The organism is uncultured Desulfovibrio sp., assembly GCF_944327235.1.
In the GTDB taxonomy this organism is placed as follows: Bacteria; Desulfobacterota; Desulfovibrionia; order Desulfovibrionales; family Desulfovibrionaceae; genus Desulfovibrio.
The window spans coordinates 12857-27754 of sequence record NZ_CALVHE010000028.1 but is presented as its reverse complement, the minus strand read 5'-3'; the positions used below and the strand labels follow the sequence as shown (position 1 = coordinate 27754).

Below are 14898 nucleotides of genomic sequence, written 5' to 3'. Positions count from 1 at the left end.
CTTGTCGGAAATATCATGCCTCCGATGTGCCGCCATATAGTCTCTCCTCAGTGTAAGTGAAGAGATTATAACACACTATTTAATTTGACGACACTACCTAGCTATTAGCTGTTTGTTTGGGGGGAAGGGGCCCCCCTCCGCCGGCGCGGGAGGGGGGCCCCTTCCCCCCAAGCCCCCCATCCTTTCCCCAGCGCGCTTTTGCCAGGGAAGAGGCAGCAACGCGAGACGACCCCGCCCTAAAAACCAAACGAAGCTGTACAGTTTTCCTACCTTATTTATTGAAATTATTTGTAAATTTTGTGTTAATCCCCCCTAGACCAAAAAACCCCCTTGCCTTGTGGGCAAAGGGGCTTTGAGGACAGTCTTTCCCTGAGTCGTCATCGCAGGGCGTCGCGCACGGCCTGCGCCAAATGGTCAGCGTCCAGCCCCACCATATGCCGCAGTTCGGACTGGGTACCGTGCTCAACAAAAGCGTCGCCCAGCCCCAGACGGAGGATGCGCTGTCCGTTCAGGGCCCCCTTGTCGGAAAGCAACTCCAGCACCGCGGACGAGAAACCTCCGGCCCGGACGCCCTCCTCCACCATCACGATCACAGAAAAACGCTTCGCCAGTTCCAGCAGCTGGACCTCCGGCAGCGGCTTGATCCAGACGGCATCGAACACTTCCACGGAAAGGCCTTCCGCCGCCAGCGTTTCCGCCGCCTGCAAGGCCGGATGCACACAACTGCCCACCGCGATGAACACGGCATCCTTGCCTTCGCGCAGGCATTCCCCCTGCCCCACGGGCAGCAGAGCGGGCTCTCCCTCCAGCGGCACGCCGACGCCCGCGCCACGCGGGATGCGCAGGGCACAGGGAGCGTTCACCGTAAGCGCCGTGGCAAGGCAATGCCGCAGCGCGTTTTCATCACGAGGGGCCAGCAGATGCATGTTCGGGATATGACGTAAATAGGCCATGTCAAATACGCCGTGATGGGTCGCGCCGTCCTCGCCCACCAGTCCGGCCCGGTCGATGCAGAAGGTCACGGGCAGATTCTGCAGGCAGACGTCATGCACGATCTGATCATAAGCCCGCTGCAGAAAGGTGGAATAGATGGCCACCACGGGCCGAAGTCCCTGACTGGCCATGCCCGCCGCAAAAGTGACGGCGTGCTGCTCGCAGATGCCCACATCGGCAAAGCGATCGGGAAAGCGGTTCTGGAACACCTGCGTGCCCGTACCTTCCGGCATGGCGGCCGTGATGGCCATGATGCGCTTGTCCTCTTCGGCCAGCTCCACCAGCGTCTTGCCGAAAACGCTGGTATACGATGGAGCGGAGGCTTTGGTCGACGGCACTGCCTTGCCCGTTTCCGGCAAGAAGTGCCCGACGCCGTGATAATGTGTGGGGTCCAGTTCCGCCGGGGCATAGCCCTTGCCCTTGCGGGTACGGATATGCAGCAGTACCGGCCCGTCCTCCACACCGGCCGCCATCTCCAGATGCGTTCGCAGGGCGGTCAGGTCATGGCCGTCCACAGGCCCTATGTAGGTGAAACGCAGCGCTTCAAAGAGCATACCGGGCGTGAAGAAGGACTTGAAACTCCATTCTCCGCGCATGGCATAGGTGGCCAGATGGTTACCGATGCGAGGCACGGTGCGCAGGAAGGCCAGCACGTCCTTACGGACCTGCCGTACCCAGCGGCGGGAAAGCGTACGGCTCAAGAAACGAGAAAGCGCGCCCACATTGGGAGAAATGGAGATCTCATTATCATTGAGCACCACAATGAGACGCCTGCCCATATGCCCGGCGAGATTGAGGCCCTCGAAGGCTTCTCCTCCCGTGAGGGAACCGTCCCCGATGACCGCCAGCACATGATGCTTCTGATGCTGGTAGTCGCGGGCCACAGCCATGCCCAGCGCCGCCGAGATGGACGTGGAGGAATGCCCCACGCCGAAATGATCGTAAGGACTCTCTTCCCGGCGCGGGAAACCGGAAATGCCCCCCAGCTTGCGGAGCGTGTCAAAGGCGGCATGACGGCCGGTCAGCAGCTTATAGGCATAAGACTGATGGCCCACATCCCAGACCAGCTTGTCGCGGCTCATGTCGAACGTGGCCAGCAAGGCCAGCGTCAGTTCCACCACGCCCAGCGAAGGAGCAAGATGACCGCCGTTGCGAGCCACCACCTCGATGATGCGACGCCGCAGCTCGTCCGCCAGCTGCTGGAGCTGGCTGTCCGTGAGGTTCCCTACCTGCGCGGGCCCGGCAAGAGAATCGAGCAGCGGCGTCATGCTTTCCGTATCCATCGTTAGGCCGTTCTGTTGACTGTGTAATCCGCCAGCGCGGCAAGGAAGGCGGCTTCCTGTCCGCCAAAGCGGGACAGCGCAGCCTGCGCGCTGTCGGCATAGCCGCGCGCCAGCTCACGGCTCTTTTCCAGTCCCACGAGTTTGGGATAGGTATTCTTGCCCTGCTCCTCGTCGCTCCCGGCGGGCTTGCCGAGGGTCTCGGTATCCGACACCACATCGAGGATATCGTCAGCGATCTGAAAAGCCACGCCCAGCGCCGCCCCGAAATCCCCGATAGCCTTGAGCGCATCATCATCGGCTCCGGCCAGCAGGGCCCCGCACACGCAGGAGGCGCGCAGGATGGCCCCGGTCTTCATGGCGTGCATGAGGCGGAGCTGATCCAGACTGATGCTGTCCATCCCGGTGAAGATCATATCCCATTCCTGACCGCCCACCATGCCGGACGAACCGGCCGCCAGAGCAAATTCCCGCAGGGCGGCCAACACGCGGTCCGCAGGCAGATCAAGACCGCTCATGACATAAAAGGCATCCGTCAGCAGGCCGTCTCCGGCCAAGATGGCCGTGGCCTCATCAAAGGCCTTGTGGTTGGAGGGTTTGCCGCGCCGCAGGTCGTCGTCGTCCATGGCGGGCAGATCGTCATGGATCAGAGAGTAGGTATGCACCATCTCGATGGCTCCGGCAAAGGGCAGCACCTTCTCCGGCGCAAGACCGCACATGGCCGCCGTGCTCATGCAGAGCACGGGACGGAGGCGCTTGCCGCCCGCCTGCAGACTGTACAGCATGGATTCCTTGAGGCGCGGCGGCAGATCCCGCCCGTCCAGACAGGCGGCGAGCCAGGTTTCGACCAGTGCGCCGCGTTCCTTGAGCAATTGTTTCATTTCCTGAGGCGTCATATGCGTTCCTCCTCGTCCGGCTGACGACCGGACACGGCATCCGTAAGGATCAGATCCTTTTCCTCGCCATCCTGCCAGATGGTCAGTTGATGACGAGCCTTTTCCAGCTGTTCCCGGCACAGGCGCGAGCATTCCACGCCTTCCTTGTACAAGGCCATGCCCTCTTCCAGCGGCAACCGGCCTTCTTCCAGCGCGGTCACGATCTCCTGTAGGCGTTCCATACGGCCTTCAAAATCGGCCGGGATCTTGTTACGTGAATTTTTCATGTTTTACTTGAGAGGTTGAACGGCGACCGGTACGGCAGCCGCGGCAGGCTGCGCCGCGCCCTCTTCCCAAGGGGCAAGGAGAGGCTCCACGTCCACGGACTGCCCCTGCACGATGAGAGAAAGATGCAGATGCGGCCCGGTCACGCGCCCTGTGGCCCCGACCTTGCCGATGACCTGCCCCTTGCGCACCTCCTGACCGTTCCGCACCAGCAGCTCGGACATGTGCAGATAGGCGGTAAAGACGCCCTGCCCGTGATCGAGGTAGACGGTCTTGCCGGAAAAATAAAGGTCATCGCACAGCACCACGCGCCCGTCGGCGCAGGCCTTGATGGGCGTCCCGCTGGCGCCGCGCAGATCAAGTCCTCGGTGATAGCCGCGCGGCTGCCCGTTAAAGACACGCTTTAATCCGTAAAGACTGGAAATGCCCCCAGGCACAGGCCGAGTAAGCGGCAGCGCCCACTGCCGGACGGGCGAATAGCTGGCCAGCGCAGCCTTGACCTGCTCTCTGTCCCGACGGATACGCTCCATGACCTTGGCGGGCGGATCCACGTATTTCTTGTCCACAGTCAGCTTTTGCACCGGACGCTTGCGGTCGAAAAGCGTCACCGCCGCCTGCGGAGAACGGCTGCCGCCCGCTGCCGAAGCCGACAGGAAAAGACGCTTTTCCTTGGCTTCCAGCGGCACGGAAAGCAGCATGACGGCCTGCCATGCCTGCGTTCCCTGCGGCGTGACGACAGTTTCGGCCTGTGCGCGCCATTCCTTGCCACGCCAGGCAAAGACAACTTCCTGCACGGGCACGTCGGAAACGGCCAAAGCCAAAAAGGCATCCCCCCGAGCCACCTGTTCCGGCGCTTCGAGCCGAAGCGCCGCCGCCTGCGCCATGACGGCCCACAAGCAACACCAGAGGGCGATACATCCCGGCACAACCATCCGGCACGACCGGCGCAACATGCCGGAGACCTGCAGCAAGCATTGGGACATCCTCATTCTCCTTTTTCCGCTGCCGACATCGTGTCCGGGCGGGGGCGAATCTGGGCAACTGTAACCCCCAGTGCCCCATCCTGCAAGCGGATGTGCAACTCCTGCCCGCCCTGCGCCTGCCGGACGCTGTGGACCAACGCCCCTCGATCGTCGGAGACCAGCGCGTAACCGCGCTCCAACGGCCCCAGCGGATCGCAGGCCGCAAGCCGAAGGGCCAGCCGTTCCCGCTGCGCTTCCGCCTTGTTCACCAGTTGCCGTCCGCCAGCCTGCAGACGCTGCTCCCACCATGATAGTTCCTGTTGCCGTCGGGCCAGCAATCGGGCCAGCGCTGCCTGCAGCCGGGCTTCCAGTACGCCGGATTCCCGCGCCGCTGCCGCCAGCCTGACCGGATTCCAGAACGAGCGCAGCATCTGCGTCAAATGGTCCGTCTGCCGCAGCCGTCTGTCCAACATCTCCCGCACGGCCCGCTGCATGGCAAGCGAAAGGCGGCTGCGTGCGCTCTCCAGTCGCTCCAGCTGGCGCAGTGGAGTATGCGCACGCAGCAGGCGTGCCAGATGGCCCAGCAACAACTCTTGCCGTTCCAGCCTGCGGCGCACGCCGCGGAAAAGAGCGGCCTCCAGATCATCAAGCAGCTGCAGCAGCTCCTGACGCGAGGGCCAGAGCAACTGAGCCGCATGTGAAGGAGTCGCGGCCCGGACATCGGCCGTCAGATCTGCCAGCGTCACATCCACCTCATGGCCGATACCGGCCAGGACCGGCAGACGGGAGCGATACACCGCCTCGGCCACTTCCTGCTCATTGAAAGCCCAGAGGTCCTCCAGAGAGCCGCCGCCGCGGACAAGGACGATGACCTGCGGCCCGTCAGGCAACAGAGCATGGGCATTGGCCGTTTCCAGAGCGCGCACGATGGACGGGGCAGCGCCCTCTCCCTGCACGGCCACCGGATACAGCCGGATATACGCGGCCTGTCCGCGCAGGGCGGCCAGACGCCAGAAGTCATGGATGGCCGCTCCGTAAGGCGAGGTGATCAGCGCCACCCGCGCGGGATTCCACGGCAGACGGCGCTTGCGCTCCTGAGCAAAGTAGCCGAGTGCGGCAAGGCGGCGCTTGCGCTCCTCGAACGCCTGGGCCAGCCCGCCTTGCCCGGCAGGCTGTACAAGCTCCACCACCAGCTGATACTGCCCGCGCGGGGCATATATGCCCACATGTCCGGCACAAATGAGCTCCGCACCCTGCCGGAGCAATTCTTCCGGGGCGGGCGGCGGCGTTTCAAAGACTTCGCCGGTCAGGGGATCGAAGCTCCCCCGCTGACGCTGCTGCTGGCGGAACCAGACGCATTGAAGCTGCGCCTCGGCATCCTTGAGCGTGAAATAGAGATGTCCGGATGCGGGACGGGAGACGTTCCCCACCTCGCCCCGCACCCAGACAAAGGGAAAATGACGCTCCACGGTACGGCGGAGCTGCTCCGTCAACTGGCGGACGGACTGGATCGTCATATCTTCCGACACGGGCCCTCTCCGGCCCCTGCCGCATCGGCAGGGACCGCTCTTCGCCTATCCGGCTCAGGCCATGCGGGCCTGCCAGCCCTGCCGCACGGTTTCCATCCAGGCGGCCAGCGCCTCAGGCAGCGTCGCCAGGGGCAGCTCACCCTTTTCGCCCGTACGCCGATCCTTGCATTCCACGATGCCGCGCGCAAGTCCCTTGCCGCCCACGATGAGCTGCATGGGCGCGCCGATGAGGTCCGCGTCCTTGAACTTGACGCCGGGCCGCTCCTCGCGATCGTCCAGCAGCACGGAAACGCCCTGCTCTTCCAGAAGGTCGTGGATCTCGTCGGCCTTGGCGGAAACGTCTTCCTTGCCGGGATCGAGATTGAGGAGGATGCACTGCACCGGGGCGATCTGCGGCGGGAAGATGATGCCGTTCTCGTCGTTGTTCTGCTCGATGGCCGCCGCCACCACACGGGAAACGCCGATGCCGTAGCAGCCCATGATCATGACGCGTTCCTTGCCGTTCTCATCGAGGAAGACGGCGTGCATGGCGTCGCTGTACTTGGTGCCCAGCTTGAAGATGTGCCCCACTTCGATGCCCTTGGGCAGCTCGATGGGCGCGCCGCAGCGCGGGCAGCAGTCCGCCGCCGTGATGGCCCGCAGGTCGGCATAGGCCGTCACCACGGCGTCACGAGCAAGATCCACATGCAGCAGATGCGCGTCAGCGGCATTGGCGCCCGTCACATAGTCCGTGGCGCCCTGCAGCTCGGCATCCGCATAGATGGGCACATCCAGCCCCACCGGCCCGGCAAAGCCCACCGGCGCATGGGTCAGGGCTTCCACCACCTCGCCGCTGGCCAGCTGCACGTCTTGCGCCTTGAGCAGGTTTTTGAGCTTGATGTCGTTGACTTCGCGGTCGCCGCGCACCAAAACGGCCACATGCTTGCCGTCCACCGTGAACAGCATGGTCTTGACCACACGCTCCGGCGCAACGCCCAGCATGGCGCTCACTTCCTCGACGCTGTGCGCGCCGGGCGTCGCCACCTGTTCGTAGGGGGAACAACCCGTCGTGCAGGGCGTCCCCTTCCAGACCACTTCTGCGCGTTCCACATTGGCGGCATAATGGCAGGAAGTGCAGGCGGCGATGGTATCTTCCCCGGTATCGGCAAGCACCATGAACTCATGCGAGAAGTTGCCGCCGATGGAGCCGGTATCCGCCTCCACAGCGCGAAAGCGCAGGCCGAGGCGCTGGAAGATCCGCATATACGCGTCGTACATGATGGCGTAGCTGGCATCGGCCGCCGCATCATCCACATCAAAGGAATAACCGTCCTTCATGACGAATTCGCGCCCGCGCATAAGGCCGAAACGGGGGCGGATCTCGTCGCGGAACTTGCTCTGGATCTGGTAGAGACGCACGGGAAGCTGCCGGTAGGAACGCACCTCACCGCGCACGAGGTCGGTGATGACCTCTTCGTGCGTAGGACCGAGGCAGTAGTCCCGGTCATTGCGGTCCTTGAAGCGCAGCAGCTCCTTGCCGTAATGCTCCCAGCGTCCGGTCTCCTTCCAAAGGTCGCCGGGGATGACCGAAGGCATGAGCAGTTCCTGAAAGCCTGCGGCGTTCATCTCCTCGCGTACCACGCGAGCCACATTGTCGATGGCCCGCAGGCCCAGCGGCAGATAAATATAGACGCCGGAAGTCAGCTTGCGGACCATGCCCGCCCGCAGCAGCAGTTTGTGGCTCGCCACCTCGGCCTCGGCCGGGGTTTCCTTGAGCGTGGGGATATAACAGGAGCTGAAGCGCATCAGGCGAATTCCTTTTCCTTGAGCAGGAGTTGCAGTTCTTCAAGAAAAGCCGCCAGCAGGGCATCCTGCCCCCTGACGGAACGTATGACCTCTCCCTTACGGAAGATGATCCCCTTGTCCCGGCCGCCGGCAAGGCCGAGGTCCGCCTCGCGCGCCTCGCCGGGACCATTGACCACACAGCCCATGACCGCCACCTTGATGTCGGCCGTGGACTCGGCAAGCCGTTCTTCCACCGCGCGCGCCAAGGCAAAAAGATCGATCTCCGTGCGTCCGCAGGTGGGACAGGAAATGATCTCCGGACCACGCCGTCGCAGACCGAGGGCACGCAAGATCTCATAGGCCACGCTGACCTCTTCCGTGGGGTCGGCCGTCAACGAAACGCGCAGCGTGTCGCCTATGCCCTCGTGCAGCAGGATGCCCAGCCCCACGGCGGACTTCACCGTACCGCGCAAAAGACCGCCGGCTTCAGTAATGCCGATATGCAACGGATAATCGCACTCCCGGGCAAGCAGACGATAGGCCTCCAGCGTGTCCCGCACGGAAGAGGACTTGAGGGAGATCTTGGTATCATAGAACCCGCGCGCCTCCAGCATACGCACATGTCCGAGCGCGCTCTCCACCATAGCCTGCGGGCAAGGACCGCCGTATTTGGCAAGCAGGGCCTTCTCCACGGAGCCGGAATTGACTCCCACACGGATGACGGCCCCGTGCGCCTTGGCCGCATCCACCAGAGCGTCCACATGCGCACGCGGTCCGATATTGCCCGGATTGATACGCAACCCTTCAAGTCCTGCTTCAAGGGCCGCCAACGCCAGCCGGTAGTCAAAGTGGATATCGGCAATAAGCGGCACGGGAGAGCCGTCCCGAATGGCCCGCAGGGCCGCGGCAGCGCTTTCATCGGGCACGGCCAGACGTACGGCTTCGCAGCCTCGGCGCACAAGCGCTTCGATCTGGCGAAGCGTAGCCGCCACATCACGCGTATCAGTATTGGTCATGCTCTGCACGACGATGGGGGCTCCGCCGCCGATGGACAGGCTGCCCATCCGCACGGAGCGTGTCTTGCAACGCTCGATCATCCTTTTCTCCCGGAGTTGCGCGCGATGAGCGGCAGCCAGCCGTATCGCGGCATCGTGGTGAAGACCGCGAAAGGTTGTATGCTATTTCCCCCCGCAAGCCAAGTCTTGACCATCCACCGAAACAAGCCTTCCGACGGCGCTCCTTCGGCACATCATCCCGCACGACGCGGTAAGATAACATCTTTCCCTTTGCCTGCTTTTTCGCTATATTGCCTTTGGCGGCGGGGAAGGAGCCTTGCGTTCCGCCGCGACAACAGTGGCATTTTTTACCGGAACAAAATTTGCAGGTCTCTGCCGAAAATCACGGGCAGGAAACGGATATCCGTCATTTCTGCCGGTGTGCTCAAGTTTTTTCCCGTAATGCCGTTAAGCTTCGCAAGAATTCCACCTCAGAGGTGCCTATGCTTCACATGCCCACGCTCCCTTACACATGCCGCCGTTTTTGCCTGCTGCTTCTGCTGCTGGCAGCTCTGCTCCCGGCCTGCACCCGCTCTGCGGCTCCCACTGACCCCGAATACGTCGATGCCGTGGAACTCAAGCTCAAATGCCGGGAGCTGGCTGACCAAATGCTGGCCACCATGCCCAATGATGCCCTGAAAGGCGTCGTTGCCCTGCCGACCTCCTTTGTGGAGCAAGGAAATCGCAGCATGAGCTCTCCTCTGGGGCGTCTCATCTCCGAGGCGCTTATCTATGAGTTCAATCAACGCGGTTTCCCGGTCCGTGAATATCGCCTGGCGGGCAAGGTCTCCGTCACCGGAGGCAGGGATGATCTTGCTTTTCTCAACAATGTAAGCATCCCGGTGGGTCAGAAGTGGGCCGCCCTGATTGTGGGCACCTATTATGTGGACAAGGACGCCACGTTCGTCAATGCTCGCCTGGTTCGGGCCACTGACGGGCTCGTGCTGCGTACCGGACAGCTCGTCCTGCCCAATACCGGCATCGTACGGCGCATGTCCGAATCCGATGCGCAGGTAGCCTCCCGCAAGGCTGCGGTGAACAATTCGCGCAAGTACGGCAAGAACGGTTACTATCCTTCGCTCTATACGCCCGGCTCCACGCTGGGCAGCGGCACCCTCCCCATCCGGCAGGGCCAGTAGGTTTAGGAGATGACGCAATGACTTTCAAGCATATCCTCGGCCTGACGGCCGCCAGTGGTCTGGTCTGCACCCTCCTGCTTTCTCCCGTTTTTGCACCGGTCCCCTGTCAGGCGGTCGAGTCCTCGACCAGCACGAACGCCCTGAGCAGACAGTATCTGAAGGAAGCGCGGGCATTTCGTGCGCAAGGCCGTTACGAATTGGCCCGGCAAAGCTATGTGCAGGCACTTTCCGTCTGCCACGATCGTAAGGAATACGAAACCATCAAGCAGGAGCTCAACGGTATCGAGATGCTGCTGCGAACCATGCGCTAGGTGCGGTCATGAAACGTCTTTTCATTCTGCTTCTTGTCACGGCTCTGGCCCTCTCTCCGCTGACGGCGGCCGCCTTCTTTGAAGGTAACGTGCCCTCCGCTGCGGACGACATCACCGATCAGATCGACGACCAGCTCATGATGCGCTATGCCGGGCGGGATCCCGATATGAGCAAATCCAACCGTGAGGCTGTGGCACGTGCCGGCATCATGATTCTGGGGACATCGCCGGTCAACATCAATGATCTGGATGAGAGCAGTCCTCTGGCCCGGCAAATGATGGAAGAGGTCTCCCGAGGGCTCATGCAGAAGGGTTACCGCTTCAAGGAGTTGCGTACTGGCAGTTATGTCCGCTTCGACAAGCGCTCCGGCGAATTCCTGCTCACCCGGGACGTCCGCAAGCTGCAAAGCCGTACCGGGACCGGTCAGGCTGTCATGGCGGGGACCTATGTGGTCACCCGCGATCAGGTGCGTTTCAGCATCCGCATCATCCACATCCCCAGCAATGAAGTGATGGCCATGGGTACGGCCACGGTCCCCATTACCGAAGATATTTACCCTCTGCTCCGCGACCCTTACAATCCCTCTCGTTCGGGGAGCGGCGTCCCCTCCTCCTACACCCGCCTGCAATAGACCTTGCCGGTCGGCTCCATATTGACTATAAAATGCCCCGGCGCGTCCGGGGCTTTCTGTTTGTCCCGCGCTGCTCTCCGCATCCCGCGGCATTCACCCCACAAGGAGAACGCATGGCTCTCAGCATCGGTATCGTCGGACTGCCCAACGTGGGCAAGTCCACCCTGTTCAACGCCCTGACCAAGGCCCAGAATGCCCAGGCCGCCAACTATCCTTTCTGCACCATCGAACCCAACAAGGCCACGGTGGCCGTGCCGGACACGCGCGTGGACGCCTTGACCGCCAAGGCAAAGCCTAAAAAAACCATTCACGCCAGCGTGGATTTCATTGATATTGCCGGTCTGGTGCGCGGCGCCAGCAAAGGGGAAGGACTGGGCAACCAGTTCCTGGCCAACATCCGCGAATGCGCCGCCATCGTCGAAGTGGTCCGTTGCTTTGAGGATGACAACATCACCCATGTGGACGGCACCGTGGACCCGTTGCGCGATATCGACACCATCGAGACCGAATTGCTCCTTGCCGATATACAGAGCGTGGAAAAGCGGCTGGAAAAGTTGCAGAAAATGGCCAAGGGCAGCAAGGATGCCAAGGCCGCTGCGGAGATCATGCAGGAACTGCTGGCCGCGCTCAACGACGGCAAACCCGCCTCGACCTTTGCCCTGCCGGCCAATGAGGCGTTTCTGCAGTCCTGGCGTGAACTGGGCCTGCTGACGGCCAAGCCCGTCATCTACTGCGCCAATGTGGACGAAAGCGCCGTGGCTGACGGCAATGAACTTTCCCGCCGCGTGGAAGCCCTCGCCGCGGAACGCCATGCCGGTTTTGCCCGCATCTGCGCCAAGCTGGAAGAAGAGCTGCAGGGCCTGTCCGCCGAGGAGCAGGCGGAAATGCTCTCCTCCTACGGCATCGACGAAAGCGGCCTCGTACGCATCATCCGTACCGGTTATGCCACACTTGGCCTGTGCAGCTACTTTACCGCCGGGCCCGACGAAGTGCGCGCCTGGACCATCCACAAGGGCTGGAAAGCCCCGCAGGCTGCCGGCGTCATCCATACGGACTTCGAGCGCGGCTTCATCCGTGCCGAAGTCATCTCCTATGACGATTACATGAGCCATGAAAACGAGGCCGCCTGCCGCGCCGACGGCGTGCTGCGCGTGGAAGGCAAGGAATATGTCGTGCAGGACGGCGACGTCATGCACTTCCTCTTTAATGTATAAGATGAAGATTTGGCGGACAGGGCGGACAGCCTGCCCCTTCGGGGCCAGCCCGCGACAAATACCGCCATCTTCCGGGAAAGCCCCTGCCCTACGCGGGTGGGGGCTTTCTGCTCATAACCTCTTCCCGCCCTTCCCGACGTGCATCTTGCCACCTCGATTTCCCGACAGTGGAGAGGCCACATGGACATCCCTGCCGCGACTAGACGCCATGCCGGGCTATGTTCTCAAGACATCGATGTTGGAACAACAAAATGGGAGCTCCTTGCAAGGCTTCTCCCCTGCGGCTTTGGAGACACAACAAGCTTACCGGCCGGGATGCCGCCGCGGGAGGACCTCAATGGCCTGCCGCGTACCGTTGAATGCTCTTGTGGCCTCCCATGCCTTTTGCGCCAAACACCCTCGAGCAGTACCCAGGCCAGCGTAAAGACCGTCGCCAGCAGATAGCATCAGCTTCGCAGCGGGCGTTCCTGAACAAACTCAAGAAGCGTTTAGACGGCGCTTCTGTCGCTCTCCTTGTGTCTTGGTCCTGTCCCCCTCGTTCCCGCAAGTCGCACAGCCACATCACTTTTAGAACATTTTCAGTTTGAACCGCTTGGCGTTTCAAACCATACGGCCTGGCGTTTCGCGGGAAAAAGGCGGTTTTTCCGCTCACTTTCGGCCGGGCGGCGCTGTGCTGCCGCCTCGCATTTTGCCTTTTTCAAAGTCAAAAAGCTCTATACGCCCGCAGACGGGCTTCCCGTACCTCCCAGACATTTAGCGGGAAAGATCTGTTCCGCCCGCGCCCCGCTGCGGGCTTTTCCAGGGGCAAGGAAGGGGGCAAGGTCAGAGCACGGCAGGAGAGCACCGGACACAGCCCAACAAAGCGGAAAGCGAAGTGAAAAAAAGTATGCGGGAGAGGCGACATGGGATCTCCCATAAAAAAAGAGGAGAAGAACTCTCCTCCTCTTTCTTTAGCCATTTATTTTCCCATCATCGGACAGACGGCACGGAAGCGGGCGCCTGCTGTGCGCCCGGGACTTGCGCAGGCATCTGGGCGGGAGCCGGAGCCTGCATGGGCGCTGCCGGGGCGGACGGCGCAGGCGTCATGCCGGGCTGCGGAGCGACGTCCTCCACGCCGACGATACGCACGCCGAACTCGGCAACTTCCTCGGAAGGTGCGTAGAACAACACCATGAAGGGCACCTCGCCCCCCGAAGGAACATTGGAATTGCGAATGTAGATATCCGTGCTGCTCTGCAGGAAAGACTCCAGCTCCTTCTCTCCAAGCACCTGAAGCTGGAAGAGCGAGAGCTGCGAACCGGCAAGCTGCTGCTTCACGGCCAGCGGCTTCCTGCTCTTGTCATAAATGGCGGCCTCCACACGGATGAGCGCCTTGGGCTGAGGAAACTCGTTGCGCACATCCCCGACGATCACGCAAACCTTGCCCACCTTCTCGTTCTGCACGTAGTACTGACGCACATTGCGCATGGTCAGCATGGAGACACGCTGTGCCAGCTCTTCATCCGAAAGCTGCGGCTTCTTGCTTCCTGACGGGAACTGGATGTAGTACCAGTAACCTGAACCGCCCAGCACGACGAGAAAAAGCAGCAGGCCCAGCCAAAGGAAAAGAGAGGACCCCTTCTTTTCCTTGCGGACCGGAGCGGCAGCCTTGGCCGGCGCCTTTTTGGCAGCAGGTTCGACCTTTTGGGCAGTTGCCTGAGCCGGGGCCTCTTTTTCAGGAGTCTCCAACGTGAAGATGTTCTTGCATACCGAGCAGCGCAGCTTGGCGCCGGGCTTGACGAGCTTGTCCGGCAGATTGAAGCGACTGCTGCAATGAGGGCATTGAATTTCCATGCGGATACCTCGCCAACAGACTAGACGGACAATAACTCATAGATGGACGGCAGGGCGCGATAGCGCTCGGCGTGATCGAGCCCATAGCCCACAATAAAGCCGGAATCCAACATAAACCCTGAAAAGGCCACCGGGATGTCCACTTCCCGGCGTTCCGTCTTGTTGACCAGAGTGGCTATACGCACGCTTCGCGCGCCCCTGTCGGCCAAAAGATCCAGCAGGAACCGCAGGGAATGGCCGGAGTCCACCACATCTTCCACCACGAGCACATGCTTGCCGCGGACATCACACTCCAGATCCTTGGTCAGTCTGATCTGCCGGCTCGTCTCCGTCCCCATGCCATAGCTGGAGATACGGATGAAATCCATTTCCAGATCTTCCCGCCTGATGGCGCGTGTCAGATCGCTGAAAAAATGGACAGCCCCCTTGAGGACGCAAACGGCCACCAATGGCTCTCCCGTATAGGCGGCCGAGATCTCCTCTCCCAGCTCCGCCACGCGTGCGGCGATATCCTCTGCGCTGAAAAGCAGTTTGGCCGTCATTGTCCGTCACTCCCCACATACTTGAAGACCGCCGTTTCATCACAGCAGTCGGGATATTTGGCGCAATGCACGCAATCCGACCAGATCTTCTGCGGCAGGGCTCCCTTCTCGATGATCTCATACCCGAGCCGGGAGAAGAACTCCACCTGATACGTCAGGGAAAAGACACGCCGGATGTGCAGCGCTTCGCAATCGGACATGCAGGCTTCCACCACCTTGCGCCCGAGCCCGTGACGGCGCAGATCCTCCCGCACCACAAGCGAACAGATCTCGCCCAGATCTTCCCATACGGGAGCCAGCGCACAGCAGGCGGCAATACCGCCCTCCGGCGCGTCCACCACCCAGAAATTGCGGACATGTCCGTACAGGAAAATGAGCGCGCGCGGCAGCAGCAAGCCCTTCTGCGCGCAGTCCAGCAAGAGAGCGTGGATATCCTTCACATCATCCATGTGCGCCTTGCGCACGGGCCAATCATACGCCATGA

14 protein-coding genes are annotated in these 14898 nt (G+C 61.8%); 4 read left to right on the top strand and 10 right to left on the bottom strand.

What is annotated here, in order from left to right:
* Positions 1 to 377 precede the first annotated feature (377 nt).
* The 7 genes from dxs to ispG are packed head-to-tail and all read right to left on the bottom strand — an operon-like array spanning position 378 to position 8824.
* Positions 378 to 2261 carry a 1-deoxy-D-xylulose-5-phosphate synthase gene (gene dxs / locus Q0K00_RS05955; RefSeq protein WP_297228050.1) on the bottom strand — a complete coding sequence of 628 codons (1884 nt, stop codon included), beginning with the start codon at positions 2259 to 2261 and terminating at the stop codon, positions 378 to 380.
* A gap of 17 nt (positions 2262 to 2278) precedes the next feature.
* A complete protein-coding gene (locus Q0K00_RS05950; RefSeq protein ID WP_297228049.1) occupies positions 2279 to 3169 on the bottom strand; it encodes a polyprenyl synthetase family protein in 891 nt (296 codons plus the stop codon).
* The gene (gene xseB, locus Q0K00_RS05945; RefSeq protein WP_297228048.1) at positions 3166 to 3435 is read right to left on the bottom strand and encodes an exodeoxyribonuclease VII small subunit; all 270 of its coding nucleotides are present in this window, start codon (positions 3433 to 3435) and stop codon (positions 3166 to 3168) included. The genes Q0K00_RS05950 and xseB overlap by 4 nt, the downstream gene beginning before the upstream one ends.
* Positions 3436 to 3438: 3 nt before the next feature.
* The gene (locus Q0K00_RS05940) at positions 3439 to 4416 is read right to left on the bottom strand and encodes a M23 family metallopeptidase (protein ID WP_297228047.1); all 978 of its coding nucleotides are present in this window, start codon (positions 4414 to 4416) and stop codon (positions 3439 to 3441) included.
* A gap of 2 nt (positions 4417 to 4418) precedes the next feature.
* Entirely contained in the window at positions 4419 to 5924 is a 1506-nt protein-coding gene (xseA, locus tag Q0K00_RS05935; RefSeq protein WP_366937612.1) for an exodeoxyribonuclease VII large subunit, read from the bottom strand.
* A gap of 54 nt (positions 5925 to 5978) precedes the next feature.
* A complete protein-coding gene (locus tag Q0K00_RS05930; RefSeq protein ID WP_297228046.1) occupies positions 5979 to 7709 on the bottom strand; it encodes a proline--tRNA ligase in 1731 nt (576 codons plus the stop codon).
* Positions 7709 to 8824 (bottom strand): flavodoxin-dependent (E)-4-hydroxy-3-methylbut-2-enyl-diphosphate synthase, encoded by a 1116-nt coding sequence (ispG, locus tag Q0K00_RS05925; RefSeq protein ID WP_297228052.1) that lies wholly within the window; start codon positions 8822 to 8824, stop codon positions 7709 to 7711. The genes Q0K00_RS05930 and ispG overlap by 1 nt, the downstream gene beginning before the upstream one ends.
* Before the next feature lie 371 nt (positions 8825 to 9195).
* Between ispG and Q0K00_RS05920 the strand changes: the two genes are divergently transcribed.
* The 4 genes from Q0K00_RS05920 to ychF all read left to right on the top strand — a co-directional run bounded on the left by Q0K00_RS05920 (position 9196) and on the right by ychF (position 12039).
* Positions 9196 to 9882 (top strand): FlgO family outer membrane protein, encoded by a 687-nt coding sequence (locus tag Q0K00_RS05920; RefSeq protein ID WP_297228045.1) that lies wholly within the window; start codon positions 9196 to 9198, stop codon positions 9880 to 9882.
* Between the two features lie 17 nt (positions 9883 to 9899).
* Positions 9900 to 10193: a hypothetical protein gene (locus tag Q0K00_RS05915; protein WP_297228044.1), complete on the top strand. Its 294-nt coding sequence runs from the start codon at positions 9900 to 9902 to the stop codon at positions 10191 to 10193.
* Positions 10194 to 10201: 8 nt separating this feature from the next.
* Positions 10202 to 10825, top strand: coding sequence for a FlgO family outer membrane protein (locus tag Q0K00_RS05910; RefSeq protein ID WP_297228043.1), 624 nt, complete (start codon positions 10202 to 10204; stop codon positions 10823 to 10825).
* A 113-nt stretch (positions 10826 to 10938) separates the two neighbouring features.
* Positions 10939 to 12039, top strand: coding sequence for a redox-regulated ATPase YchF (gene ychF, locus Q0K00_RS05905; RefSeq protein WP_297228042.1), 1101 nt, complete (start codon positions 10939 to 10941; stop codon positions 12037 to 12039).
* Positions 12040 to 13008: 969 nt separating this feature from the next.
* On the opposite strand, the gene Q0K00_RS05900 is transcribed toward ychF, so the two are convergent.
* Genes Q0K00_RS05900 through Q0K00_RS05890 form a run of 3 tightly spaced genes read right to left on the bottom strand, consistent with a single transcriptional unit; the run spans position 13009 to position 14896 of the window.
* A complete protein-coding gene (locus tag Q0K00_RS05900; protein WP_297228041.1) occupies positions 13009 to 13872 on the bottom strand; it encodes a DUF3426 domain-containing protein in 864 nt (287 codons plus the stop codon).
* A gap of 20 nt (positions 13873 to 13892) precedes the next feature.
* Positions 13893 to 14414, bottom strand: a complete 522-nt coding sequence (gene hpt, locus Q0K00_RS05895) for a hypoxanthine phosphoribosyltransferase (RefSeq protein ID WP_297228040.1) — start codon at positions 14412 to 14414, stop codon at positions 13893 to 13895.
* Complete coding sequence (locus Q0K00_RS05890) at positions 14411 to 14896, bottom strand: N-acetyltransferase (protein ID WP_297228039.1); 486 nt, start codon at positions 14894 to 14896, stop codon at positions 14411 to 14413. Before Q0K00_RS05890 ends, hpt begins: the two co-directional genes overlap by 4 nt.
* Positions 14897 to 14898 lie beyond the last annotated feature (2 nt).